The 25396-nt window shown below is 71.6% G+C and carries 13 protein-coding genes; 1 reads left to right on the top strand and 12 read right to left on the bottom strand.

The window, feature by feature from the left end; translation table 11 throughout:
* Positions 1-55: 55 nt before the first annotated feature.
* The 12 genes from WME73_RS43615 to WME73_RS43560 form a co-directional block, all read right to left on the bottom strand.
* On the bottom strand, positions 56-1285 hold the full coding sequence (locus WME73_RS43615) for a CotH kinase family protein (protein ID WP_437913440.1): 1230 nt from the start codon (positions 1283-1285) through the stop codon (positions 56-58).
* Between the two features lie 10 nt (positions 1286-1295).
* Positions 1296-2735 carry a TolC family protein gene (locus WME73_RS43610; protein ID WP_437913439.1) on the bottom strand — a complete coding sequence of 480 codons (1440 nt, stop codon included), beginning with the start codon at positions 2733-2735 and terminating at the stop codon, positions 1296-1298.
* The gene (locus WME73_RS43605; protein WP_437913438.1) at positions 2723-4840 is read right to left on the bottom strand and encodes an HlyD family efflux transporter periplasmic adaptor subunit; all 2118 of its coding nucleotides are present in this window, start codon (positions 4838-4840) and stop codon (positions 2723-2725) included. The genes WME73_RS43610 and WME73_RS43605 overlap by 13 nt, the downstream gene beginning before the upstream one ends.
* A gap of 102 nt (positions 4841-4942) precedes the next feature.
* Positions 4943-5626: a DUF4956 domain-containing protein gene (locus WME73_RS43600; protein ID WP_437742182.1), complete on the bottom strand. Its 684-nt coding sequence runs from the start codon at positions 5624-5626 to the stop codon at positions 4943-4945.
* 88 nt (positions 5627-5714) lie between these two features.
* The gene (locus WME73_RS43595; RefSeq protein WP_437742181.1) at positions 5715-7778 is read right to left on the bottom strand and encodes a PEP/pyruvate-binding domain-containing protein; all 2064 of its coding nucleotides are present in this window, start codon (positions 7776-7778) and stop codon (positions 5715-5717) included.
* A 97-nt stretch (positions 7779-7875) separates the two neighbouring features.
* Complete coding sequence (locus tag WME73_RS43590; protein ID WP_437913437.1) at positions 7876-8973, bottom strand: hypothetical protein; 1098 nt, start codon at positions 8971-8973, stop codon at positions 7876-7878.
* A 61-nt stretch (positions 8974-9034) separates the two neighbouring features.
* Positions 9035-10021: a hypothetical protein gene (locus WME73_RS43585; protein WP_437742179.1), complete on the bottom strand. Its 987-nt coding sequence runs from the start codon at positions 10019-10021 to the stop codon at positions 9035-9037.
* A gap of 174 nt (positions 10022-10195) precedes the next feature.
* Entirely contained in the window at positions 10196-11407 is a 1212-nt protein-coding gene (locus WME73_RS43580) for a tetratricopeptide repeat protein (protein WP_437913436.1), read from the bottom strand.
* Positions 11404-12087, bottom strand: a complete 684-nt coding sequence (locus tag WME73_RS43575; protein WP_437905022.1) for an RNA polymerase sigma factor — start codon at positions 12085-12087, stop codon at positions 11404-11406. The genes WME73_RS43580 and WME73_RS43575 overlap by 4 nt, the downstream gene beginning before the upstream one ends.
* Before the next feature lie 75 nt (positions 12088-12162).
* Positions 12163-13506: a hypothetical protein gene (locus tag WME73_RS43570; RefSeq protein ID WP_437913435.1), complete on the bottom strand. Its 1344-nt coding sequence runs from the start codon at positions 13504-13506 to the stop codon at positions 12163-12165.
* Positions 13507-13676: 170 nt separating this feature from the next.
* The gene (gene pheA / locus WME73_RS43565) at positions 13677-14756 is read right to left on the bottom strand and encodes a prephenate dehydratase (RefSeq protein ID WP_437913434.1); all 1080 of its coding nucleotides are present in this window, start codon (positions 14754-14756) and stop codon (positions 13677-13679) included.
* A gap of 390 nt (positions 14757-15146) precedes the next feature.
* Positions 15147-16028, bottom strand: coding sequence for a hypothetical protein (locus tag WME73_RS43560; RefSeq protein WP_437913433.1), 882 nt, complete (start codon positions 16026-16028; stop codon positions 15147-15149).
* 300 nt (positions 16029-16328) lie between these two features.
* Between WME73_RS43560 and WME73_RS43555 the strand changes: the two genes are divergently transcribed.
* Positions 16329-25382, top strand: coding sequence for a SpvB/TcaC N-terminal domain-containing protein (locus WME73_RS43555; RefSeq protein ID WP_437913432.1), 9054 nt, complete (start codon positions 16329-16331; stop codon positions 25380-25382).
* Positions 25383-25396 lie beyond the last annotated feature (14 nt).

Genomic DNA, 25396 nt, shown 5'->3' with positions numbered 1-25396 from the left:
ATCCGAGGATCTGGTTCAGCGCGGTTGCAGCGCTGAGGGCCGAGCCCGGCTCCCATCAAGGCTCGACGCGGCACCTCGCGCTGCACCCGTCGCCAGCCGCCGTGTTGCCGTCATCGCACGTCTCGAGCCCCGCGACGTCGCCGTCGCCGCAGACGATCGCGGGATCGACGAGCGCGCGGCGCAGCGTGAGGTCGCTGCGCAGGGCGCCCACGTGCGCCTTGAACTCGCTCAGGTCGCCTCGAGTCGCGTCGCCGGCGCTGGCCTTGCCGAGCACCTGCTCTGCCTGATCGATGGCCGCGAGCACGGCGCTCTCGTCCCACGCCGCGCTCACGACGCGCGCGAGCTCGGCGCGATACCGCTCGTCGAGCGCCGGGAGCTCCCGGATCCGGCGCGGGAGCACGGCGACGGGCTCCGTCTCGGTGTCGAAATGCGGGTCGTCCAGGATGCGGTCCATCCCGTGGGCGATGAACACGAAGCGCCCGTCGGCCGGGTTCTCGTACAGATAGTAGTTGTTCGCCCGGTAGGCGTAGCCGTCCCAGTGGCCGAGCAGCGCCTCGAGGGCGTAGGTCGTGAGGAACCGACTCAGGTCGAGGCGCTCGCTCACCTCCGCGGCGAGCTGCTCGTCCGGCGCGTCCTGGATGGCGGCGGCGAGCGAGCGGAGCTCTGCCCCGCCGCCGTCATCGCCGCCGTCGAGCGCCACGGCGTCGATGTCCTCGGCGAAGTCGCCGCAGCACGGGCCCTCGTAGAGCGCGCCCTCGTCGTTCACCTCGCCGAAGTGCCGCCGCAGGAACCGCTTGTCGATGGCCTCGGTGACGACGTAGATCCCCCTGTCCACGCCGTTGACGCTCACCACCGCGTGCGCGGTGCGCGCCGCGGGCACGCCGGCGCGGTCGTGCAGAACCTCGCCGATCTGCTCGCGAAGGAGGCTCGGGTCCTGCTTGGAGTTGTTCAGCAGGAGCTTCTTGAGCCCGTGCAGGTTCGCGTCTTCATCGAACTCGTCGAACTTGACGCTGAAGCTCGGCTTCTCGGACAGATCCACGGCCGAGTTGCCCTTCTGCCGGATGCCAGCGCCGCTGACGACGTCGCCGTCGTAGACGATGGTGCACGGGACGCGGTTGTCGAGGTCCGTGCGGAGCTGCCCCAGGTGGGCCTCGTCGATGGTGATCGCGATCTCGTGCAGCGCCGTCCGATCGAAGACCACGTCGCTGCCCGGGTCGAGGGGCACACAGCCGCCCTGGCTCGCCGCGACGAGCGCGAGGACCGCGGGCGCATGAAAGGAGCGCATCGTTCCCGGCCTACTGTGGAGCATCTCTCCTACTCTCCGTCTTCCGGCGATGGTCGCCCGCCTCGGCGGGGAGCCGGCCGCCGACGGCGTGGCGGAGCTCGCCGACCGCGGTCCAGTAGCGGCGCACGAAGCGCAGCAGCCGGAGCTCCAGGCGCACGCGGCGCTCGTCGACCTCGAGCGCCCGCCCCACGTCGACGTTGCGGCCCTCGATCGCCCGCTGCGCCTCGACGCCTGCGCGCTCGGCGGCAGGGGTCATCCGGCGCCGTAGCTCGGTCACGAGGGCCCGGGTGGCCTGGGCCTCGGCCAGGCTCGTCCGCACCTCGCGCGTCACGAGCTCGACCGCGGCGCCGAGCGAGCGCTGCTCCGCCTTGCGCGCCGCGTCCGCCGCGGCGACGGCCGGGCGGTGCGTGTCGAACAGCGGCAGCTCGACGCCGAGCCCGAACGTCCACCCGAGGCCGAGCTCGTTCTCTCGCCGAAAGTCGTAGCCGACCTCGACGAAGGAGAGCCAGGGCCACCGCGCGGCGCGCTCGGCGTGGAGCGCCGCGTCCGCCGCGTCGCCCTGCGCGGCCGCGAGCTCGATCTCGGGGCGGCGCTTGAGCGCGAGCTCGACGGCCTGCTCCTCCGTGGGGAGCTCCGGGGGAGGCCACGCGCTCTTCGGCGCGCCGAGGAGGCGCACGGGCACCGCGGGATCGAGCCCCATGCGCGACAGGAGCGCGGCGAGCGCCGCGCTCCGCTGCGCGCGCAGATCCACGCCGTCCTGCTCCGCGTCGACGGCGGTGAGCTCCGTCATCGCCTCGTCGACCGCCGTCGTCCGCGCGGCGGCGAGCTGCCCCTTCATCCAGGTGGCGAGCGATCTTCGCGCCTCGGCCACCGCGTCGGCGGCCTCGATCTCTGCGTCGAAGAGCAGCACCTCGTCGAACAGCAACCGGACGTCGGCCTCGAGGGCGATCTCGATCTCGCGCGCCTCGGCGAGCGCCTTGGCCTCGTCCACGCGCGCCTCCGCGACGTTCGCGTCGACCTCGCCAGGGCGGGTCACCGGGAAGCGGAGCGCGGTGCTCACGCGCGGCTCGCGCTCGCGGATGCGCTGGAGCTCGATGTTCGTGATGCGGAGCTCCGGGCTCTCAAGGTGGTCCTCCGCGTCGACCTGCGCCGCGGCCGCCTCGGCGCGAGCGTTCTGCGCGGCGAGCTCGGCGCTGTGGTCTCTCGCCCAAGCGACGGCGTCCTCCACCGTCATCGCGAGCGGCGCCGCGCTGGCCGCGCCTCCCGGGCGCGCGCCCGGGCCCGCGCGGCGGAGCGCCGGCGCGCCGGCGGGCGCGCGGCCCTCGCGGTAGAGGGCGATCGCGCGGTCGGACGCCGCCGGCCTCGGCGGGGAAGAGCAGCCCGAGAGGGCCGCGCAGAGCAACATGACGGGGATCGCCGCGCGGCGGCGGCGCTGGCTCACGGGCCCCACGAGAGCTCCTCGAACGAGGGCATGGCGCTGCCGGCGTCGAACACGATCGTCAGCGAGCCCGGCGTGAGCGACGGCGTGATCCCCTCGGGCTTGAGCCCCGGGAACCGCTGGACGAGGCGCGGCGAGAGGACGCCGCCCTCGGGGCGATCCACCCGCCACAGCGCGCCGGCGTCGCCGTCCGCCGTCGAGGGCGTGGACGTCATGGCGAGCGCGCCGTCCGGCATGAAGACGAGCTCCGAGATGCCGCCCGGCGTGGGCTTCCCGGCGACCTCCACGTCGACGCGCGCGCGCGCCCACAGCGAGACGCGGGCCGCGTCGAAGCGCGCCGCCTCGGCCGCGATCCGATGCTTCTTCTTCGCGCTCGCGGCCTCGACCGCCGCGGCCCCCTCCCCGCCGAACAGCGCGCTCGGGGAGCCGATCCGCCAGATCATCGCGTTGCCCTGCGCGTCGAGCGGCGCCTTCAGCCCGAGGTACAGGGCGCCCTGCCGGAAGGCGAGGCCCTCGATGTCGAGCGCCCGCGTCCCGTCGGGGAGGCCGAGCGCCGCGGCGCGCGCGGGGTCCGCGTCGAGGACCTCGGCCAGGTGGATCCCGCCGTCGACGCGGAAGCCCTGGCCGTCCTGGCGGAGGCGGAGGAGCGCGGTCCGCTCCGGCTTGCGCTTCCCCTTCTTGCTGTAGCTCTGCGACGACAGGAGGTAGATCTCGCCCGCGTCCCCGGCCGCGATCCCCTCGACGTCGCTCAGCTCGTCGACGCCGCTCACCGGCACCGGATCCGCGGCGACGGCGCCGCCCGCGGACATCGCGAAGAGCCACGGCGCGCCCTCGTTGTTCTGCTCGTGGCCCGTGTCGTCGCTGACGAGGAGGTACCGGGACTCGCCGGGGCGCGCGAGGACGCCGGACGGCTCGAAGCGCGTTCGGCGCGCCAGGGTCGGGGGCACCTTCATGGGGGACTGCGCCGCGACGGCGCCGGCCTTGGGCGCGGCGCCGGGCTTCGGCGTGGTGGCGGTGGGCTTCGGCGGCGGCTGGGCGGCCGCCGCGCCGCGGCGCGCGTCGAACGTGATGTCGAAGGCCTGGCCGGGGACGAGCGCCATCGGCGCGTCCAGCGAGATGGTGACCACGCGGCCCCACGCGGGGATCTCCGGCGTGAGCCAGCAGCGCAGCGGGAGCTGGGAGACGAGCGGGCCCACCGCGATGACCGTGCCCGGGATCGGGTCGCTGAGCTGGCCCCGGATGTAGAGCTTGGCTGCGTCCCCGTCGCTGACGCCGAGGGCGAAGCGCTCGGGGACGCAGGCGACCGCGCGCGCGCCCGTGCGCGCGCTCAGGAGCTGCACCAGGGGCATTCCTGCCGGGACCACGTCGCCGGGCTGCCTGTCGATGGAGGTGACGCGCCCCGCGTTCGCGGCGCGCAGCACGTAGCTCGCGCGCCGCTGCTCGAGCATCGCGATGTTCTCCGTCGCGACGCGCACGTCGGCGTCGAGCTTCGCCGTCAGCCCCGACGTCCGATCCCGGAGGCCGTTCCGCCGCCGCTCCGTCGCCTTGAGCTGCTCCGTGAGGACGCTCAGCGTCCGCGGCTTCTCGCTGGCGATCGCCGCGACCGTCGCGTGCTGCAGGTCGAGCTTCGTCAGGTCGTCGAGCACCGCCTGCCGGTTCTCGACGAGCGCCTTCATCCGCGAGATCTCGCTGTCCAGCACCTTGGCCTCGGCGACCGCCCGGCGCTGCTCCTCGCGGTGGATGGCGAGGTGGCGCTCGACCGTCTCGCGGTTCGTGTCGAGCTCCTGCTCGAGGACGGCGAGCTCCATGTTCAGATCGGCCTCGACCTGGGTCTTCTCCGCCTTGGCGACGGCGATCTCGGCGTCGATCACCGACGTGTCCAGCGTCGCGATGATCTGCCCGGCCTCGACCTCCTCGCCGACGGTCACCTCGATGGAGGCCACCCGGGCGGTCTCGACCGGCGAGAGCACCTCGGGCAGCGCCTCCGCGTAGCCGAAGACCCGCCCGTGCGGGCCGCTGCCCAGGTGGAGCCACAGGGCGGCTCCGAGCGTGAGCACGAAGGTGATCGCGGGGGCGGCGTCCTGGAGCGCCGAGCGGAGTCGCGGGTAGCTGTACATCGATGATCCTTGCGCGGTGATGACGACGGCGGCTGCGTCAACGAAGCGAGAGGGCCCACGAGGGCGTGACCGACAGGCATCCTCCGCGATGGACCTCGGCCGCTAGAGATCCAGCGTCGGCTCCTGAAGCATGAGAGAGACGTCCTGCACGCCCGGGATGGCCTGGAGCTTCGCGACGAGCGCCGAGCGCAGCTCGGGCGCGAGGACGGTGATCTGGTAAGCATGCTCCATCACGGTCCCCTGCGCAGCCTCCCGGAGGGTCACCAGCGAGAAGGTCCGGCAGTGCGCGCGGAGCACCCTCGCGAGCGCGTCCTCCACCTCGGGCACGGCGGGCGCGGTGAAGCGGAGCAGGCCATCCGGCTGCCGTCGCGAGCCCCAGCCGGTGAAGTGGAGGAGCAAGGTTCCGGCGGCGAAGATCGCGGTCCCGCCGAGGGCCACGCCGACCGCCTGGAGCCCGCAGGCGATGCCGACGCCGAGCGCCGCGAAGACGAACATGACGTCGCGGGGATCGCGCATCGTCGTGCGGAACCGGACCGCGCTCAGGCCCACGGCGACGCCGATGCCGGCGGCGATGCTGCTGCCCACGGAGAGCATCAGCATGCACGTGATGACGCTGCCCATCGCCATGCTGTGCACGGATGAGCGGGAGTAGGAGAGCCCGCGAAATGTGGCCATGTAGACGAGCGCGACCGCCTGGCCGAGCCCGAACGCCAGCAGGAGCGCCACGACCGCCGTGCGGAAGTCCGTGGCGCTCCCCTGGGTGACCCATCCGAGCCAGTCTATCACGGCGAGCCGCTCTTTCCCGGGGCGATCGCCGGACGCGGCGCGCGCCCATCTCCATCCACGCGATCCACGCGATCCACGCGCGTCCGCGTCACGGCGCCTCGGAGGCGGCGCCGCGGCCAGGGTAGGGGCGCGCTTGCTTGATGTAGAGCGTCGGCGGCTCGTCGGGGTTCGCGTCGTCGTCGAACTTGAAGTCCACTTCCAGCGCGTACCAGCCGGTGTTCCCTGCCGCGGGCCCGTAGGCGGGAGAGAACCGCGCATGGATGGCGTCGAGCGCCACGCCGAGCTGATGAACCTGCGCCGCCGAGAGGACCGCCTGGCCTTCCGGCATGAGGCTCGATCGGCTCAGGTACGTGACGGGCTGGTTCGGCTGGCTGAAGAAGTAGAGGAACGCCTCGTTCGTCACGCCGGCGGGCGGGGCCACCACCTCCACGTCGCCGCCCGTCTGCACGTTGACGTAGAAGGCAGGCTGGACCCCGGCCGTGTCGAACGGGTTGTTGGTCGCGGCAACGCCGTTCGCCTCCTCGTCCGGGAAGTTGGGGTGCACGAGCAACGCCATCCCGATGGACCTGTGATCGATGCCGTAATAGGTGCGCTCATCGAAGGTGCGGAGCTGCCAGGCGCTGGCGTAGACCTTGCGGATGGCGTCCTCCACATCGGCCCAGTCCGCCGGATCGCCCGTCTTGGAGTCGTAGCATCCGGCGCACGGGAACCCATCGAGATCCTCGCTGTTCGTGCTGCTGCGGAAGCGCATCGGGCGCCCGGGGTAGTCCGCCTCCATCTTCGCCTTGAGGATCTCCTGGAACTCGGCGTCGAGCGGCGCGCTCTTCATGGCGTCTCGGAGCGCCTTCAGCTGCTCGTCGCGGGTCGCGGCGTCGGTGGTGAACTTCGGGTCGGCGAGCATCGAGTCGATCTGGACGTAGAACCCGTTCTGCTTCATGAACTGGTCATAGTAGTACACCGGGATCGCGAAGGCCTTCTGGATGGGGACCTCGGGGGTCCTGGCCAGGATGGAGTAGTGAGCCGCCTTGCCGCCGAAGGCGAGGACGGACTTCTTGATCGCGTCCCGGAGCGACTCGCCTTCCGCCGGCTCCGGGGTCACCTCCTCGATGTCGCGCAGATCGGTGACCGTCAGATCCAGCTCGGGGAGCGTGATGGGCGTGGGTTTGTGCGCCTCCCAGAACGCCTCGGCCTCCGCCTCGGTGACCTCGCGGACGCTCCAGGACGACGGCCCCGCGGTGAGCTCGACGAGCTTGTCCTTCAGCGCGAGCAGGTCGGGGTGGCTCATCGCGTTGCGCAGTCCCATGTTGGGCGTGCGCCGGTTCTGGGAGAGCACGTTGACGTGCGAGAGCGGCGTCTGGAACTCCTCGGTGATGATCCCCTGGACGACCGAGATGTCGTTGGGCACCTGGTCGAGGACGGCGATGTCCTGGTGGGACAGGTACTCCGAGTCGAGATCCGCCGCCTTCGCGAAGTGGAGCCGGCCCACCGCCGTGCCCAGCGAGAGCGGCTGGTAGTCGATCCCGGCGTAGAGATCGTCGGTGCTGATCACGGGGATGTCGGTGGGGAGCTTCTTCGCCTCGGCCGCGACGGCCTCCGACGTGGGGTGGAAGGCGAGCTTCGACCCGAAGAAGGAGGCCGCCTTGACCGCCCTGAACAGGGTGGCGATCATGTCCGCGGACGCGGTGTCGTAGGGGGAGAGCTCGAGGGCCCACACGTCGGGACCCTCGTAGTGCGTCGCCGCGCCGAGGACGAAGCGGCGATCCGGCGTGAAGTACTCGGTCGCGTTGAACTCGGCGAGGGGCGGGACGAGGGGCAGCGCGTCGCCGGAGAGGTGCGATGACACGAAGTCGTAGTGGATCTTGTAGAGAACGCTGTTCTGGAAATACAGCGCGTTCTGATCGGCTTGATCCAGCACGACCTTGACCGACCGCGCGCCGGGCAAGCTGGCGTCGATGGGCACCGAAGCGAGCGCCTCGAAGTCCGCGGCGCACCCGACGCGCTTCAGGAACTCCGTGGCTTCATCGGCGTCCTTGCGTTCGCAGACCTCTCCGGTCACGCCGGTGTCGTCCGAGCCGCCGCCGCACGCCCCCGGGAGCGCCGAGGCGAGCAAGGCGAGCGCGACGATCGACGTGATGCGAGTGCCTTTGTACATGATTCCTCCTGAGATAAGGATGCTGACCGAGGAGCGGCGCGCGCCGGTCATCCCGCGTCGAGGTGTCAGGGCGTCGAGGTGTCAGGGCGTCAGGGCGTCAGGGCGTCAGCGCGAAGCAGTAGAACCCGCCGTAACCGCCGCCGGACCCGACGGTGACCGCGCCGGGTAGTGGTCCCCCCTGCTCCAGGAGGTTGATGCCCGGCGCGCACCCTGACTCGTCGAGCGATGACATCCAGTTGGCCATGTTGATGTTGCCGCCGGGGCCGCCGGCGCCGCTGCTGCCGCCGGGGCCGCCGGCGCCGCTGCTGCCGGCGGGCCAGGTGGAGCCCCCGCCACCTCCGAAGTTCCTGGGCCACGAGTGACCGACGCGCGGCCGCCCCTCGCTCGAGTCGCCCGACTTGGCCGTCCAGTCCTTGCAGGTCGCGGTCGCGCTGTAGAGCTGTCCCTGGTCGTTCGTCCCCGTCAGCATGTCGTGGTTGTCCACCTCGGGCTGGCTCGGATCGGGCTGGTGGTTGGGGACGCCGTCCTCGTTCGGAAAATCGTCGATGATCGCAGGGTCGGCCGCGGTGGGGCGGTCGTTGAGCAGCTCCTCTTTGTTGTTGGCGAGCAGCCGGCCGAGCCGGTCGTACCAGGGACCCTCGCCGATCCGATCGATCGCGTTGACCTGCTTGCCGTCCTCCCCTGCGACGGCGCTCAGGAAGGCGCGCCACTGCTTGCTCCCCGCGCCGGGGAGGCTCTTCTCGGCGATGGTCGCGCAGATCTTGTCCGCGCCGCGGAGCCCGGCGCCGGGGCCCGTCTCTCCGAAGCGGAGATCGCCGCCGAAGCCGTCCTGGGAGCCCGACAGCTCCTGCAGGGCGACGAGGCTGGTCACGAAGAAGCTGAATTTCTCGGTCGTCCCGCCCGAGCTCGACGAGGTGGTGTCGCCGCTGGACGACGAGGAGGTGGTGTCGCCGCTGGACGACGAGGAGGTGGTGTTGCCGCCGGAGCTGGACGAGGTGGTGTTGCCGCCGGAGCTGGACGAGGTGGTGTTGCCGCCGGAGCTGGACGAGGTGGTGTTGCCGCCGGAGCTGGACGAGGTGCTTGTCGAGCTGTCGCCCGAGGCGCCCACATCCGAGTCCGAACCGGAGCAGCCGACCACGGGGGAGAGCAGCGCGAGGGTGAGGGGCAGCAGCAAGGGGCGATAAGTGCGTGTCATGGTCTCTGTGTCCTTTTCCTTGTTAAGCTAGACGGTCGGCCGCGCCGCGGATCGGCGAGGCTCACTTGCAGGTGAGATCGCTCTGGCAGGTCTGGCCCTCGGGGCACTGCGAGTCGTCGTTGCACGACGTGAGCCCCGCGATCACCACCGCCTGCTCGATCTGGGACGAGACGACCAGATCGACCCGGCCGGGCGGGATCGTCGTGGAGCCCACGGACCTGCGCGTGACGATGATCGTCGGGAAGCCCGCGACGCCGAGGTCGAGGAGCTGCTTGACGAGTGATGCCGGGACATCGAGCGAGCCGGTGTCATCGACGTTGCACTCGATCATCCCCTTCGTGCCCCCGTGATGGCTGATGTCGAGCTTCACGTGGAGCCTGGCAATGTCGGCCTGCCCCGGCGGGGTCCACGCGAGCTGCAAGGGCTGATCGGGATCGAGCTCTATCGTCTCGTTCAGGAGATCGAGGGGGCTCACGCCCCTGGCCTCCACCGTGAAGGCGCTGAAGTAATCGCCGCTGGCCTCGAGGCGGATCACCTGGCCCTCGTCGGCGGGCGGGTAGCCGAGCTTCACGCCGGCGGGAGGCTGGTAGTTGTTCGCCGTGGGGCTCATGACGAGGGACGCCGCGCCCGACTCGAGGTTCAAGCCGGTCACCGTCACGTCGCCGGCGCTGTGCGCGGCCGGGTAGGCCTGGCACGTGTCGTCCTCCACGCAGACGGCGCTGCCCCCGCAGGGTTCGTTGCAGAACGGGACGCGCGGCGTGAGGATCTGACAGCCCCCCTCCTCGGCCTGCACTTCCCAGACGATCTGCGAGGGCGTGGGGCCGTCGTAGATCTTCCCGATCACCGACGTGCTGCCCGCCGCACCCGGCTCGGCAGCAGGCAACGAGCGCACCTGGAAGGCGCCGACGAGCTTCGTGGGGTCGCCGGTCGGTTCGCCCGACCCCGTGGAGCCGCCGGAGCCGCCGGAGCCGCCGGCTGAGCCCCCCGAGCCCGACGCGTCGTTGGTACCACCCCCGGAGCTCGAGCAGGCGAGCGACACCAGGGCCACGACGCCGCCAAGGATACCGGCGCGCCATCCGCCTCGTGAGGGGAATTTTTCAATTCGGCAAAGGTTTTGCGACATCTCGATGGCCAGGTGGCGACGCGGCGGGATCAGGGGTCAATCTTTTTTGAAGAAGCCCCACCGCGCGGACGCCGGCGATCCGGCGTCAGGCCCCTGCGCTCAGCCGCCGCCGAGCTCGGACAGGCGCGCGCGCAGCCGCGGCGCGTGGACGCTCTCGCCGTGACGCGCGAGGAAATCGGCGATGGCCGCGCGCTCGTCGGCCGCCCGCCCGAGCCGGCGCAGGCTCTGCACCCGGCCGACCCGGGCCTCCGCGGCGAGGGGGCCGCCGGCGCCGGCGAGGTAGCGATCGAAATAGCCGAGCGCCTCCGCCGCCTTGCCCTGGTGGAGCGCGATCTGCCCGAGCGACACCAGGGCCGCCCGCGCCTCGGGGCTCGCCGGGTACTGCGCGAGCAGGGCGCGGTAGGAGGCGTTCGCCTCGGCGCTCTTCCCCTGGCCGAGCTGGGTCTGCGCGCGCAGGAGCAGCGCTTGCGGGCCCGCCGCGGGCTCCTCCGCGCGCGGCCTGGGCGGCTGCTGCGCGCGATCCCGGGCCCCGACGGCGCTGGCGGCGCTGGCGGTCGCGGGCTCGCCGGTGGGCGCGCCGGCGCCGGGCGAGGGCTCGGCGGCGGGCGCGCTCGCGCCGGGCGGCGGCTCGCCGGTGGGCGCGCTCGCGCCTGGCGAGGGCGCGCCGGCGCCTGGCGAGGGCTCACCGGCGCCTGGTGAGGGCCCGCCGGCGCCTGGTGAGGGCCCGCCGGTGGGCGCGCCGGCGCCTGGCGGAGGCGCTTCCGGCACCGAGAGCGTGGGGAGGCTCAGGACCGTGCGCCGTGCGCCGCTCGGATCGAGCGTCTCGCTCCCGCTCGGCGCCGGCGGGGGCGCCTGCGCGGGCCCGTCGAACAGCTCCGCCGCGAGCGCGGCCAGGAGCGTCGCCGCGACGGCGACGCCCGCGAGCGACCCGGCGATCCCGCGCCGCAGCATCGGCCGAGGCGCCGCGCGCAGCCGCGCCGTGCTCTCGGGCGCGGCCTCGACGCGGGCGCCCCTCGGGTCGAGGCGAGCGGCTCGGGGCTCGACGCGGGCGCCCCCGGGCCCGAGGCGGGCGCGCGCGAGCACCTGCTGCAGCATGGCGGCGTCGCTGAGCTCGCGGCCGTCGCCGCGCGCGTCGCCGAGCCTGCCGATGGCGGCCCAGAGCGGCGCCTCGCCGCGGAGCTCGGGGTCGTCCTGCTCGGCGCGGCGGAGGAGCTCCGCGTCCTCGGGGCGGACCGGCTCGCCGCGCGCCTCCGCGGCGAGGATCGCGGGCAGGAGGTCCAGATCGATCTCGGACTTCTGCGTCCCTGTCATGATGCTCTCTTCCGGCCGACGGCGAGGTCCTGTCGCACCTGCTTGCGGAGCGCGCCGATCCCGAGGCGCAGCCGGCTCTTCACCGTATCGGCGCTGACCTCGGTCATTCCGGCGATCTCCTCGATGGAGTAATCGAGCGCGTGGTGCAGGAGGATCACGTGGCGCTGCGCCTCCGGCAGCTCGTCGAGGTACGCGCGCGCCTCGCGCGGGAGGGCCTCGAACGGGGGTTGGTGCGGCGCCTGGGCGATCTCCTCGTCGATCGCGCTCTCCGGGGCCACGGGCGCGCCTTCCCTGCGCTGCTGCCTTGCGTACCGGAGGATCGTCCGGACGGCGACGCGCCTGGCCCAGGCCTCGACGGCGGCGTCGCCGCGGTAGCTCGACGCGCTCTCGAGGATCGCGAGCAGGGCGAGCTGCGCGGCGTCGTCGGCGTCGGCCGCGCTGCGGAGGAACGTCCGCGCGATCCGGCGGACCCGCGAGATCACGTGCGTCATGAGCCAGGCCTGGGCCTCCGGGTCACCCGCGCCGGCGTGGCGCATCCGTTCGAGGTCAGACGGCGAGGACACGGCGGGTGACGGGGCAGGCGGCGGGGCGGGGACGGGGCGCGTCATGGCGCTGGCCAGGAGCGGCTCGGGCAGGGGGCCGAGGCTCCTGGAGAGAGCTCGCGCGTGCTCAGCGTCCATCGCTTCGACCTGGTGCGACGCACGGCCCGAAGCGGGTCAATTTTCCTTTCGTGTCGGGTCATGCGGCGCGGGTGGTCACTTCCTGACCATGCCCGCGGGGGCCGGCGGGGCCGGCAGGTCGAGGCCGAGCTCCAGCCCGACGCCGGCGAGGATCCGCACCGGATTGGCCGAAAGCGCGAGGGCCGGGTGTACGGTGGCGTCAGGGTCCGTCAGGAGCACGTCCACACCCAGCGTCGTCTTGAGGCGGAGCCACCCGGTGAGCGGGACCCCGAGCTCCGCGACCGGCGCGACGCTCACGAGCACGTCGGTGCGGGCCTCCGGCGGCGGCAGTTGCTGCGGAAACATCCGCGGCCACCGCCACGGGGGCGGCGGTGGCGGGCCATGACCGGGAGGTGGAGGGAACGGTGGTGGCTCCGTGAGCGCCTGCTGGGTCGTGCCTTCCTCGGGGACGCGCTCGACGATATCGACGGTGGCGCGCGCGCCGAGCTGCAGGTCGAGGCCGAGGGGGAGCCTGAGGCGGACCTGGCCGGTCGTGATCACCGGGTGGCGCGAGAGCGCGAACGTGGACTGCTCGTCGCCGAGGGAGGTCGAGGGGATCAGCTCGTACCCCAGGCCGAGGACGGCGTAGTCGACCGGCGCCCAGGAGGCGCGGAGCGCGGCGGCGCTCTGCCAGGGCGCGGCGCTGCTGAAGTTCGCGCCGGAGTAGCCGGCGAGGACGGCGAACGTGGGCAGCGGGCTCGCTTCGCGGCGGGCGCCCGTGGATGGCGACGGCGGGCCCGCGGGCGGCTGCAGGTCCGGCGCGGCGCCCGCGGCCGCGGCGCCCGCGGGCGCCGCGGGGGACGCGGCGAGCTCGGGGGCAGCGTCGGGCTCGGGAGGAGCCGCTGGAGCCGGCCCGATCGCGGCGACCTTCACCTCGGCCAGACCGGCGACGTGGCCTTCGCGGAGCTCCTCGGCGACCGCGCCGGCGATGTTGGCGAGCGACTCGAGGGCGGTGGCGGTCTGCCCGGGCAAGACCGGGATGCGGCGGCCGTAGATCTGCTCGCCGTCGCGCTCGACCACGTACAAGGCGAGCTCGTCGCTCGCCCCGGCGTCGATCCAGAGCACTCCCCGCGCGTCCCACGCGTCGGCGAGCGCGTTGGCTTCGGGGAGGAGCGTCTGCAGCACGGGCCTCGGCGTGCTGGGACGGACGATCTGAAGGCGGACGCCGACGGGGCGGATATGGGCGACGACGAGGTCGATGGCGCGCTTGTCGATGCCGCCGGCGCCTGGGAAAGCGGCGAGGACGAGCACCGGTTCGCCGGCGGCGCGAGGCTCGCCCGCTGCGGCGGGCAGGGCGACGGCGGCCAGCAGGGTGCCGGCGACCGCGCTCGCGGCCGTTCGGGCAGCGCGGAGGGCGAGCGCGAGCGACGCAGCCGGCACGGGCGCGGAAAATTATCACCCTTCCCCGCGGGGCACCATCCCCCGTCGGCCGTAGCCGTTCCCACCCATCGGCCACCAACGTGAACGTTCGGCTGTAGGAGAACGCGGCGCGAGGCGTCGTTAGCGCCTCTGCCTCCGCTCGGGCCCGGCGGGATGCCCGCCTCCGCGCCTCAGCGCGCGCCGGTCGACCGCGGGTAGCTCCCGAGCACCTTCACCATCTCGCAGCGCGCGCGGAGCCGCTCGATCGCGTCGGCGACGCGCGGATCGCTCCGGTGGCCCTCCAGATCGACAAGAAAGACGTAGTCCCAGTGCTTCTGCCGGCTCGGCCTCGACTCGATCCGGGTCAGGTTGATGCCCGCGTCGTCGAAGATGGCGAGGACCCGGCGGAGCGCGCCGGGCTCCTCCTGCACGGAGAAGACGATCGAGGTCTTGTCCGCGCCGGTGGCGGGCGCGTCGGCCGGGGCGATGACGATGAAGCGGGTCGCGTTCTCGGCGCGGTCGTGGATGCGCTCCCGCAGGAGCGGCAGCCCGTAGAGCTCGCCCGCGCCGCGGCTGCCGATCGCCGCCGCGGCGGGGTCGCCGAGGGCCTCGTGCGCCGCCGCGGCCGCGGAGACGGTCTGGACGATCTGCGCGCCGGGGAGGTGCTTCGCGAGCCAGAGGCGGCACTGCGAGAGCGCGTGCGGGTGCCCGTGGACCCGCGCGACGCCGCTCAGCCCCTCCGCCTTGCTGAACAGGCAATAGGCGACGTCGAGCACGAGCTCCTGCCGGATCTGGAGGTCGCTCTCGATCAGGGCGTCCGCCGTCAGGGTCACCGAGCCGTCGGTCGAGCTCTCGACGGGGACGACGCCGCAGGCCGCCTCGCCCGCGCGCACGGCGTCGAAGACGCCCTCGATGGTGCCCGTCTCCCGGTAGCGCGCGGCCAGCCCGAACAGGTGCCGCGCCGCGACCTCCGCGAAGGCGCCCTCCGTCCCCGGAAAGGCCACCTTCATGGGCTCCTCCAGCGACAGGCAAGCGCTCATCACCTCCCGGAAGACGACCCGGATGGCGTCGCGCGGGAAGCGCCCCGCGCCCTTCGCCTGCAGGCGGGTGAGCACGCGCCGCTCCCGCTCCGGGTCGTGAAACTGCGTGGCGTTCGCGGCGCGCTTCGCGTGCGCGACCTCGACGGCCACCTCGGCCCGCTCGGCGAGGAGATCGAGGATCCGGTCGTCGATGCTGTCGATGCGCTCGCGAAGGTCGCCCAGGGTCGTCATGAACTGTTCCACCTCGGATGGGGAAGGGCGGGCATCAAAGCGCAGGGGGCGCCGCAGCGCAAGGCTCGCCTCGGCGCAGGGAATGCGGCGCGGAACGCGCGCGACGGAGACGCACGTCGGGGGCGAAGCGGCACCCGTGCGGGCTCGACGCGTGGAGCGGATGGGTGAGAGAGAGCCGGTGAGGGGGCAGAGGAAGAAGACAGAATCCGCACGCCACCGTGGGGCATCAACATCGCTTCGTTTGGATCGGGCGCGGGAGCGAGAAGATCGGCTGCCGGAGCGATCGGGACGGGCGCGGGAGCGAGAAGATCGGCTGCCGGAGCGATCGGGACGGGCGCGGGAGCGATCGGGACGGGCGCGGGAGCGATCGGGACGGGTGCGGGAGCGCCCTTAGATCGGCGCTGCCTGCTCCGCGATCGGCGCTGCCTGCTCCTCGGCGGTTTCTACCTTCGCCTTCTTGGCCTTCAGACGGGAGCGCCGGCTCAGGGTCGTCCGATGGCGCGACACGAATCTGGCTGCGATCTTGGGCTGGTCGCGAAACGCGTACCGGCCGCCCTCACGGATCTCCTTGGCGAGCTCGTCGGCGGCCCAGAAGCAACGGTTGCGCAGCTCCAGCGCGTGTGCGGCGCTCGCGTCCGATGCCTCGTTGGCGGCCGCGTGTTCGAGCGCGTCAGCGAGCGCCTTGGCCCGCGCGAGATCCTTCGTCGTGATATCGGTCACGCCGAGCGCGCCCTCGTGCTCGGACCAGAAGTCGACGAGATCGCGCAGGTCCTGGATGGTGTCCGAAAGGCCGGAGCCGTCGGCGATGCGCGAGAGCTCCGCCTGGGCGGCGTCGTCGTTGCGGCAGCCCCAGCGGCCGCCGGCCACGAGCTTCGCGTCGAGCGCCTCGGCCTCGTCGCGGAGCTTGCGCTGCGCGGACGTGAGCGTCACGGCGCCGCGCGCCCTCTGCCACCCCTTCTCGAGGGCGCCGAGGCGCCGCGCGAAGCGCGCGAGGAGATCCACCTTGTCGGAGGTGATACCGATCCTCGACATGCGTGATTGCTGCGCGTGCGCGAGGCGCGCCAGGGAGGAGAGCTCGCGCTCCGCGACGCTCGTGGGCATGTCAGGGGCGGAGGCGTAGGCCGAGTCCAGCGCGAGGAGCGCCTCAACGCTGGTCGGTTCGTGGGGCTTCGCGGCCGGGCGCTTCGACGTTGCGGCCGGCGTCCTGCTGGACGACCTGGCCTTGGGAGACGTGGATCCGGGCGTGTTCTTCACGGTGCTTGTCGGGGGCATGAGCTCCCTCCTGGTTGAGTGGTACCGGAGGATGGTCGCGTATCGAGAGTGGCTGTCAAGGTCGTTTGGCGCGCTGAGGCGTCTGAATGCTGCTGCGACGAGACGTGCGCGAGACATCGAGGGAGAGGCGGCCGGCGAGGCGAGGAGAGGGCGGCGCGCTGTAATCGCTTGTAATCGAGGTGGTGTTGACACGGCGGGGCATGCGGGACATAGGTGGCCGCGAATTCAACAGACCTTGCGTCGGGAGTGTCTCGAATGCGACACGCGGGCTGGTTGTACCGTCTTGCTTTGTTCTGTGTGGTGGTGCTGCTGCTCGGGCGGGGGCATGAAGGCCTCGCGCTGGCAGGACCTCCGGAGCCGCGGCTCATGCCGCTGTCGCCGCCGGGCGGCGGGGTAGCGCTCTCCTCGATTCCCTTCCGGCTGCCGAGCGACGGTGTCGGGGGGCTGCCCCTGGGGCCTCGCGTCGATGCGCCGCTGGTCGAGGACGTGGGGGCGCCGTTCGGCGAGATGGTGCTGCCCGACAATGCGCGGGTGGTGGCGTTCGAGGGGGCCGTGCTGGAGATCCCTCAAGGCGCGGTGGACGAGCCAGTGCGGATCACGATTCGCCCGCTCGACCAGGGCGAGGTGCGTCCGATGGGGCGCGCGATGGTCAACGTCACGCCCGGGGCGAGGGCGTACCGCTTCGGGCCGCACGGGCTCAGGTTCAAGAAGCCGGTGCGGCTGACGTTGCCTTATGACGAGCGCGCGATTCCCCCGGGGATGACCGCGCAGCACGTGACGGGCTTCTACTTCGACGAGGCGCTGGGCCAGTGGCAGCGCGTCGCGCGGGACGGCGAGGCCGCAAAGGGCAAGCTGGCGAGCCTGACCGACCACTTCACCGACTTCGTGAATGCCACGCTCGCGATGCCGGACGCGCCGGGCACGCGCAGCTTCGATCCGAACAGCATCAAGGGGCTCGCGCTGGGGAGCCCGTTCGCCGCAGTGACGGCGGTCGCGCCGCCGGAGGCGAGCTCCAGCGGCGCGGCGCGGCTGAGCTATGCGATCGCGGTTCCGCCGGGGCGCAACGGGATCGAGCCGGCGCTCGCGATCGCGTACGACAGCGAGCACCGCAACGGTTGGCTCGGCGTAGGGTGGGATCTGCGGCTGTCGAGCATCGAGATCGACACGCGCTTCGGGGTGCCGACGTACGCGGCGGGGGAGATGCCGCGCTACCTGCTCGACGGGAGCGAGCTCGTGCAGGCTGACGGCGGCGCCTGCGGCGATCCGTGCCTGTTCCGGCGGCGGGTGGAAGGGCGGTTCGACCGCATCGTGCGGCATGGCACCGGGGCCGCCAGCTACTTCTGGGAGGTGACGGACAAGGACGGGACAACGGTTGTCTACGGCCGTGATGCGAATGCGCGGCTCGACGATCCCGTGCCGGGGCCGGGCCAGCCGCGCAACGTGTTCCGCTGGTACGTCGACGAGGTGCGCGACACGTTCGGCAACCAGATGCGGGTCCGCTATGATCGCGAGGTCGAGGCCGGTCCGCCGCCGCGCATCGAGGTGCACCCCGAGCGCATCGAGTACACGGCGAACGCGTCACGAGGGGTCGAAGCGGCCTATGCCGTGGATTTCGTGTCCGAGAGCGGGCGGCCCGACGTCATGCTCAGCGGCAGGCCCGGCTTTCTCGAGCAGACCGAAAAGCAGCTCTCGCGTGTGGACGTGCGGTTCGGCGACGTCGTGGTCCGCAGCTACGCGCTCCATTACATCGACGGCGATTTCGGCAAGCGCCTCCTGCAGGCCATCGCGTTCCATGGGCGAGGCGCGCGGCAGGCGGGCGGTCAGGTGACGCTCGGCGAGGAGCTGTACCGGCATACGTTCGACTACTTCACGGCGCCGCGCACCGCGTCCGGCGAGGTGGCGGCGTTCGCGCAGGCCGCGGAGGCATGGGGACAGGCCAAGACGAAGGGCGGCCTGTCGCGCACGGAGGACTCGACCGCGGGCGGCAGCGCGTCGGTGGGGCTGGGCATCGGCATGTTCTCGATCTCGGTCGGCGGGGGCGGCTTCTTCGGCGACGAGACGGTGCGCAAGAGCGTGTTCGACCTCAACGGCGACGGGACGCCCGACTTCCTGGAGGACAGCGGCGATGTCGGGCTCAACCTGCTTCGCGCGGCGTCCGGGAGCCATCTTACGGCGGCGAGCGCGCTCGGCTTGTTCGACAGGGATCTGGGCTTGACGGACCGCTCGGGATGGAGCGTGTACGCGGGGCTGAACGTCGCGGTGCTGAGCGGCTCGGTGGGGTACACGCGCAGCAGCACGGAGGACGAGCAGATCGTCACGGACATCAACGGCGACGGCTACCCCGATCTGGTGTCGGGCGGTCCGCTCGGGGGCGTCTACGCCGCGCTCAATGACCGGCGGGGCCGCTTCGGGAGCAAGCAGCCGTGGGGCGCGCTCGACACGAGCGGCGCGCCGTCCGGCCGTCCCGACCTGGCCCAGGCGGCGCGCAAGGACTTGCATCCGGCCGATCCGCTGCTGCGCTGGATCGCGCCGTTCGAGGGAGACATCCGCATCGGCGGGGCGCTGCAGAAGCAGGAGGCGGGCGGCGATGGGGTGCGGGTGCAGATCGTGCGGAGCGGCGCGGTGGAGCCGCTCTTCGACGATGTACTCGACGGGGACGAGCTGACTCCCTGCCTCCTTGGCGCGCATCGGTGCGGCGGCGATGTCCTCACGACGCACGTGGCCGCGGGCGACCGGATCTACTTCCGGGTGAGCGCGGCGCCGGTGATCGACCCCGAGCGGCCCGTGGACACGGCGGCTGACCTGATCTCGTGGAGCCCGTCGATCACCTACGAGGCGAGCGAGGCGCAGCTCGCGCAGGTGGGGCCGGACGGGGCGCCGATCCACCGCTTCGAGTACAGCCACGACCACCGGCTCGCCGGCAGGCCTGACGTGCCCTGGGTGGCGCCGGCCGATGGCAGCGTCCGGATCACGGGCGACCTCTCGAAGTGGGCGACGAGCGATGAGCTGTGGGTGGAGATCGTGCGGGAGCGCGGCAGCGCCGCGGCGGAGTCGATCCTGGCGCCGCAGCACGTTGACGCGGGCGCCGGTGGGCTCGGGATGGGCGCGCTGCTGCCCGAGGCGATCCCGGTGCTCGCGGGCGATCGCCTCCGGTTCCGGGTGAAGGGGGAGTTGCCCGATGATCCGGCGCGCATCGCGTGGAGCCCGGTGATCCGGTACGAGGAATACACGCGCGTGGACCGGGCGACGGGCGCGCCGCGGCGCGGGCAGGTGCAGTGCGGCGCGCAGCCGAACGGCCGCGCCGGCTGCACGCTGCACAACGACGGGCCCGGGGACGCGCCGCTGCCGCTCGCGCTCATCGAGCAGCAGGCGCATGTGTCGATGCCTGTCGCGAGGTGGTCGCATGCGACGCGCCCGCGGCCGTGGATCGCGCCGAGCACGGGGACGGCGCGGCTCGAGGGAATGCTGTTGGTACCGGGGACCTATACGTTCACTCAGCCCTTGACCCTGGTCGTTCAGGGCGTGCATCGGCTGCTCTTCAAGCAGGCGTATTCCGCGCCGAGCGCTGCTGGTACGGCATTCCCCGTGGACGTCGACCTGGAGGTCCAGGCCGGCGAGCCCATCTTCGTCACGGCCTTCGCGCAGGAGCCGCCCACGGGCGCCGCCCTGCAGGCGACGATCGACGGGGAGCCGGTGTCGACCGGCTTCTTCGCGCCCGAGGCGGCGGCGAGCGGCGGGTCGGAGGACCCGATGGCCGGCGGGTTCCATGGCTGGTCGGTCGGCTTCCTCGATGGAGATCGCGCCTTCTCGGAGGCGGACATCGCCTTTCCGACGCTCCACCCGGAGCGCGGCTTCACGCTCGCTGTGCCGCTGCCGCAGGGCAGCGCGCCGGTGTGGGGCGCGGCCGCGTCGGAGGCGTTCGTCGGCGGCAGCGCGGTCAAGCCGTCGATCGTGGGCAAGGTGAGGCGGGGAGGGGGGCAGCTCGGCCGGCTGCGCAGCGCGGAGACGTGGAACGCGGAGATCAGCGCCAACCTCGGGCCGCTGGGGGCGGGCTACAGCTTTGGCAGCACCACGTCGGACAGGGACCTGATCGACATCAACGGCGATCGATTGCCCGACAGCGTGACGCGCGAGGGCGCGGTGCTCAACACCGGGCGAGGGTTCGGGCCGCGGGACAGCTGGTCGCTGCCGGAGGCGCTGCGGCGGATCGAGCACCGTGCGATCCGGCTGGAAGGGAGCGCCTCGGTCACCGTGGACAGCGAGATCCAGACGATCTCCAAGACCACGAGCGAAGGGCGCTTCGAGGGGTACCTGCACACGCAATTCCACCTGGGGACGAGCTATGGCCTGTCCGCCACGCACGTGGATCTGGTGGACGTCAACGGCGATGGTCTGGTGGACCAGGTGACGCAGGATCCCGCGAGCGGGGTGATGACGGTGGCGTTCAACCTGGGGCACCGGTTCGCTGGACCGGTGCCGCTGGAGCGGGCGCGCTTCGAGAAGAGCGACTTCGATGCGGGAGCGCTGCGCGAGACGCTCGGCGACATCTTGAGCGAGTTCACGGACGCGGCCGGGGTGGACGCGGTGCGGCTGGAGGACACGGGCGCGAACAGCGTCGGCGTCGGCGTGGACGCGACCGTGGCCGCCGCCGGCGCGGGGTACACGTACACGACGGCGCGGACGGTGGTGGACTTCGCGGACGTGAACGGCGACGGGCTGCCGGACAAGGTGATGAAGGCGCCGGAAGAGCCGTGGTTCCGGGTGCAGCTCAACCTCGGGAGCCGGTTCGCGCCGGAGGAGTCCTGGCCCGCGGGGGCGTGGGGCGTGTCGATCGATCCGCCAGAGTACGCGTTCATGGGCGGGGGCGACGCAGTGAGCTTCCGCAGGTCGGAGAGCTACGAGGGCAGCTTCAAGGTCGATGTCTGCTACTTCGTGTGCGTCGGCGGCTCGGTGTTCTACTCGGAAGGCGCCGGCTCATCGCACCTCGCGTTCGAGGACATCGACGGTGATGGCCTTCAGGATCACGTGCTCAAGCGGGACGGCGACGCGACGGTGTACGCGCGGGTCAACGCGCTGGGCAAGACGAACCTCTTGCGGCGGGTGAGCCGGCCGCTCGGCGGGAGCATCGAGCTCGACTACCAGCGCGAGGGCAACCTGGTCGTGCCGCGCGAAGGGGCGCTCGGGGAGATGGATAGGGCGCCTCAGGTCGATATGCCGTCGAGCCAGTGGGCGCTGAGCGAGGTGACGGTGCACGACGGCGTGGAGGGAGCGCCGGGGGTGTACGGAGTGCATGCGTACCGGACGCGCATCGCGACGCACGCGGATGGGGTCTACGACCGGGAGGAGCGGGTCGAGCTCGGGTACGGGCTCGTGACGACGACGGCGCTCGGCGAGGATGGCGTCACGGCGATGTCGAGCGAGGACGTCGAGCACCTGAACCACGACGTCTACCGCCGCGGCTTGGTCGCGCGCTCGACGCTGCGCGACGGCGACGGGCTGCTCTACACGGTGAACGAGGTCGACTATGCGCCGCCGCCCGAGGGGCTGGAGCCCAGGGCGGGCTCGTTCTTCCCCAAGGAGACGGAGAGAAGGAGCGCGTTCTACGAGGGGACGACCGACGACCCGAGCGCGCCGCACAAGAGCGCGCGCGAGACGCGGGTCTTCGACGAGCTCGGCAACCTGATCGAGCTGCACGCCGACGGCGAGGCCGACACGCCGGACGACGATGTGCATCAGAGGGTGGAGTACACGGAGCCTGGCTCGGCCTACATCGTGAAGCCGGAGCTCGTCGAGACGACGGACGAGCAGGGCCGCGTGCTGCGCCGGCGCACGGCGACGTACTGGCCGGGAACGGGCGCACTCAAGACCGTCACGAACGTCATCTCCGGCGGCAAGCGGGCGGATGGGACGACCTACGCGAATGCGGAGGCCACGTGGAGCTATGGGTTCGACGACTTCGGCAACCTCAAGACGTCGACCGACCCGAACAGCTACAAGCTGACGTACAGCTACGATGAGGTGACGCACAGCTACCGCACGTGCGCGAGCGATAGCTTCGGGTACCATTCGAACAGCGTGCCGAATCTGCTGTATGGCACGGTGACGCAGGAGACCGATGTCAACGGGCACACGATGGTGCACCGGGTGGACGACTTCGGGCGGCTCACGGAGGTCTGGGGGCCGAGCGATCTCGCGGAGGACGGCGAGGACGCCGTGCCGGTCGGATGCGAACCGAGCAAGGTCTGGAGCGCGGAGGAGCTGGCGGGAGAAGGGGAGCCGACGATTGGGTTCGCGTATGCGCTCCAGCCGGGTCAGACGGCGGCGCTGCCGGCGTGGGCGAAGACGAGCCACAAGGACGTGGAGCATCCCGGCGACCCGATCGTGACGGTGATGCTCGCGGATGGGCTGGGGCGGGTGCTGCAGACCAAGAAGGACCACGAGCGCGACACGGGCACGGGCACGGAAGTCGGGATGACGGTCAGCGGGGCGGTGGCGTTCGACGCGCTCGGCCGCGTGGTGGAGCAGGGGCAGCCGGGCTTCAGCGCGGCGCCGGACACGGCGTTCGTGAGCCTGGGGCTGGTGCGGCCGACGCTCACGCATTACGACGCACTGTCGCGCGTGCGAGAGGTCGCCACGCCGGATACGAGCGCGCCGGGCGGCTACGCGCGGACGGCGATCGAGCACGACCTGGTGGCGCTGGAAGGACGGCTGCTGTTCCAGGAGATGGTGATCGACGCCAACGGCAAGGTGCGCAACACGTACCGGGACGTCGGGGGGCGGATCGAGGCGGTGGAGGAGTTCAACCGGATCAAGGGGGTGGAGACGCGGATCGTGACGCGTTACCAGCACAACCCCCTCGGCGAGCTCGTGCGGGTGACCGACACGCGCAACAACGCGACGACGGCGACGTACGATTCGGTCGGCCGGATGGTGACACTGGTCAGCCCCGACGCGGGCCGCACGGAGTGGCGCTACGATCTGGTCGGGAACCTGCGAGCGAAGCAGACGGCGGAGCTCGCGGCGCGGGGGCAGCTGATCCGGTATGAGTACGACTTCAACCGGCTGCGGAAGATCGACTATCCGGTGACGCAGGACGTTGTCTACACGTACGGCGAGCCGGACGATGCCGGGGACGAGGAAGGCAACCGAGCGGCGCGGCTGGTGGAGGAGACGAGCGCGGCGGGCAAGCGGAGTTTCCGTTATGATCGGTTCGGCAACACGGCGGAGCTGACCTCGGAGTTCCCGCGGCTGCGCGAGCCGCACCTTGGGCCGTACCAGGCGACGATGAAGTACGCGTTCGACGCGCTGGGGCGGATGCAGGAGCTCCGCTTCCCCGGTTCGGGCGAGGAGGTCGTGCGCTACGGGTACGACCGCGGCGGCGCGGTGGTGTCGGTGGTCGGGGAGAATCAGCGCGTCAATCCGCAGCACCCGAGCGAGCCGAGGACGACGGAGTACCTGAGGCACATCGGGTACGACGAGTTCGGGCAGCGGGTGCGTGTGGTCGCGGGCAACGGGGTCGAGACGAAGTACCGGTACGACGAGTCGACGCGGCGGATGACGGAGGTCAACGCGGACCACCAGAGCACGCAGATGCGGTCGATGGGGCGGCCGCCGAGGCCGTTCCAGCGGCTGCGCTACCGGTATGATCTCGTAGGCAACATCCGGGAGCTGAACAACGAGGTGCCGTTCGACGAGTCGCTGGGCGGGGCGGTCATGGTAGCGCGGACGCAGCAGCGGTTCGCGTACGACGACCTGAACCAGCTGACCGAGGCCTCGGGGATCTACCAGGAGCGGGGAAACGAGCAGCAACGGTACACGCTGGGCATCGACTTCGACGTCCTCGGGAACGCGACGACGAAGCGGCAGGAGGTCGCCCAGTACGGGCGGGTCGGGCCGGACAACTGGCAGCTGCAGTATCCGATCCGGGAGAGGACGTACCGAAACGAATACCGGTACACCGGGCCGAGGCCGCACGCGGCGAACCAGGTGGACGAGTACGTGCCGGCGGAGTCGCAGCCGCGGCTGCGAGAGCTGTTCTACGACGCGAACGGCAACCACAAGCAGTGGAAGTACCGGGGCAACCTGCAGCGCACGCTGAGCTGGGACGAGGACAACCGGCTGGTGTCGGTGAGCGAGAACGGGCAGGAGATGTCGCGGGCGCTGTATGACGGCGCGGGGGAACGGCGGATCCACCTGCACCGGGTCGCCGGGGAGGAGGAGACGGCGTACGTCGATCAGCACCTCGTGGTGCGTAACGGGGTGATCGCGACGAAGCACCTGTTCGCGGGGGAGACGCGGATCGCGAGCAAGATCGACGCGGACTGGTTCCAGATGCCGCCGGTCTTGTACTACCACCCGGACCACCTCGGGAGCACGCAGTACGTCACCGACCAGGACCAGGCGCTGAGCCAGCACGTGGAGTACCTGCCGAGCGGGGAGCTGTGGGCGGACCAGACGGACTCGCGGTTCCAGAACCGGCAGCCGTACCTGTTCACCGGGAAGGAGCTCGATCTGTCGACGGGGCTCTATTACTACGGGGCGCGGAGCTATGAGCCGCGGCTGGGGGTGTGGGTGAGCCCGGATCCGGCGCTGACAGAGTACATGGTCGGCAGGATCAACGGCGGGGTATTCAAGCCGATCAACCTGGGCCTGTACACGTATGCATGGAATAACCCCGTAGCTTTCGTTGATCCGGATGGCAGGTATTCAAAGGAAGCTGCGCAGGTTTTGGAAACTGCCGCGAAGACAGCCGGTTCGGCCACTGCGGTGGCACTGGCCGAGCCCTCGCCATTTGGGGAGGTGATCGTTGCTGGCGCGGTCATTGTCGGAGGTGTAGGCCTCGTGGGCTATTTGATCTACGATGCCATCTCGGATGGAGACTCCCCCAAGCCATCTGAAGCTGCGCCTGCGCCCGCGCCTCCCGCGGAAGTACCGTCGCCACCCCCACCGCCTGCAGCGGGCGGGGGCGGGGCGAAGCAGCCTCCCAAGCCGCCTGCCGCAGCTGCGGTGGAGCCGCCCAAGAAGCCGGCCGCAAGGGGGGGACCATCCGTTGACGCTCTCTCGAAAGCAGGGCAGGCGTTAGACCCAGCCGATAAGGCAGGACTACTGACGAGGGCTGGGCGGGCACTGCAAAAGCATCGGACCGGCGGGAGACCTGGGACCACGAAGTTTCCTGGCGCCAAGGGGCCACCCGAAAACTGGAACAAGGCTGGACAGGATCAGTTGGATGACATCCTGACCAGCCCAGGGTCAACAACAACGCCCCTCGGCCGAGGGGGCTGGCAGGTCAGCGCGCCTGATGGAAGAGGTGCTCGGTTCAATGCGGACGGCTCCTTCGGTGGTTTCGTGGAATAGTACTAGGTGAGGCA

This window comes from Sorangium sp. So ce302 (assembly GCF_051530145.1).
Classification (GTDB): domain Bacteria; phylum Myxococcota_A; class Polyangia; order Polyangiales; family Polyangiaceae; genus Sorangium; species Sorangium cellulosum_B.
Note: the sequence above shows the minus strand (reverse complement) of the source record. Positions and strands in the feature narration are given on the sequence as shown.

Coding starts and splice junctions, on each gene's coding strand:
- WME73_RS43615 (WP_437913440.1), bottom strand. CDS start 1,285: ATGCGCTCCTTTCATGCGCCCGCGGTCCTCGCGCTCGTCGCGGCGAGC.
- WME73_RS43605 (WP_437913438.1), bottom strand. CDS start 4,840: ATGTACAGCTACCCGCGACTCCGCTCGGCGCTCCAGGACGCCGCCCCC.
- WME73_RS43595 (WP_437742181.1), bottom strand. CDS start 7,778: ATGTACAAAGGCACTCGCATCACGTCGATCGTCGCGCTCGCCTTGCTC.
- WME73_RS43590 (WP_437913437.1), bottom strand. CDS start 8,973: ATGACACGCACTTATCGCCCCTTGCTGCTGCCCCTCACCCTCGCGCTG.
- WME73_RS43580 (WP_437913436.1), bottom strand. CDS start 11,407: ATGACAGGGACGCAGAAGTCCGAGATCGATCTGGACCTCCTGCCCGCG.
- WME73_RS43575 (WP_437905022.1), bottom strand. CDS start 12,087: ATGGACGCTGAGCACGCGCGAGCTCTCTCCAGGAGCCTCGGCCCCCTG.
- pheA (WP_437913434.1), bottom strand. CDS start 14,756: ATGACGACCCTGGGCGACCTTCGCGAGCGCATCGACAGCATCGACGAC.
- WME73_RS43560 (WP_437913433.1), bottom strand. CDS start 16,028: ATGCCCCCGACAAGCACCGTGAAGAACACGCCCGGATCCACGTCTCCC.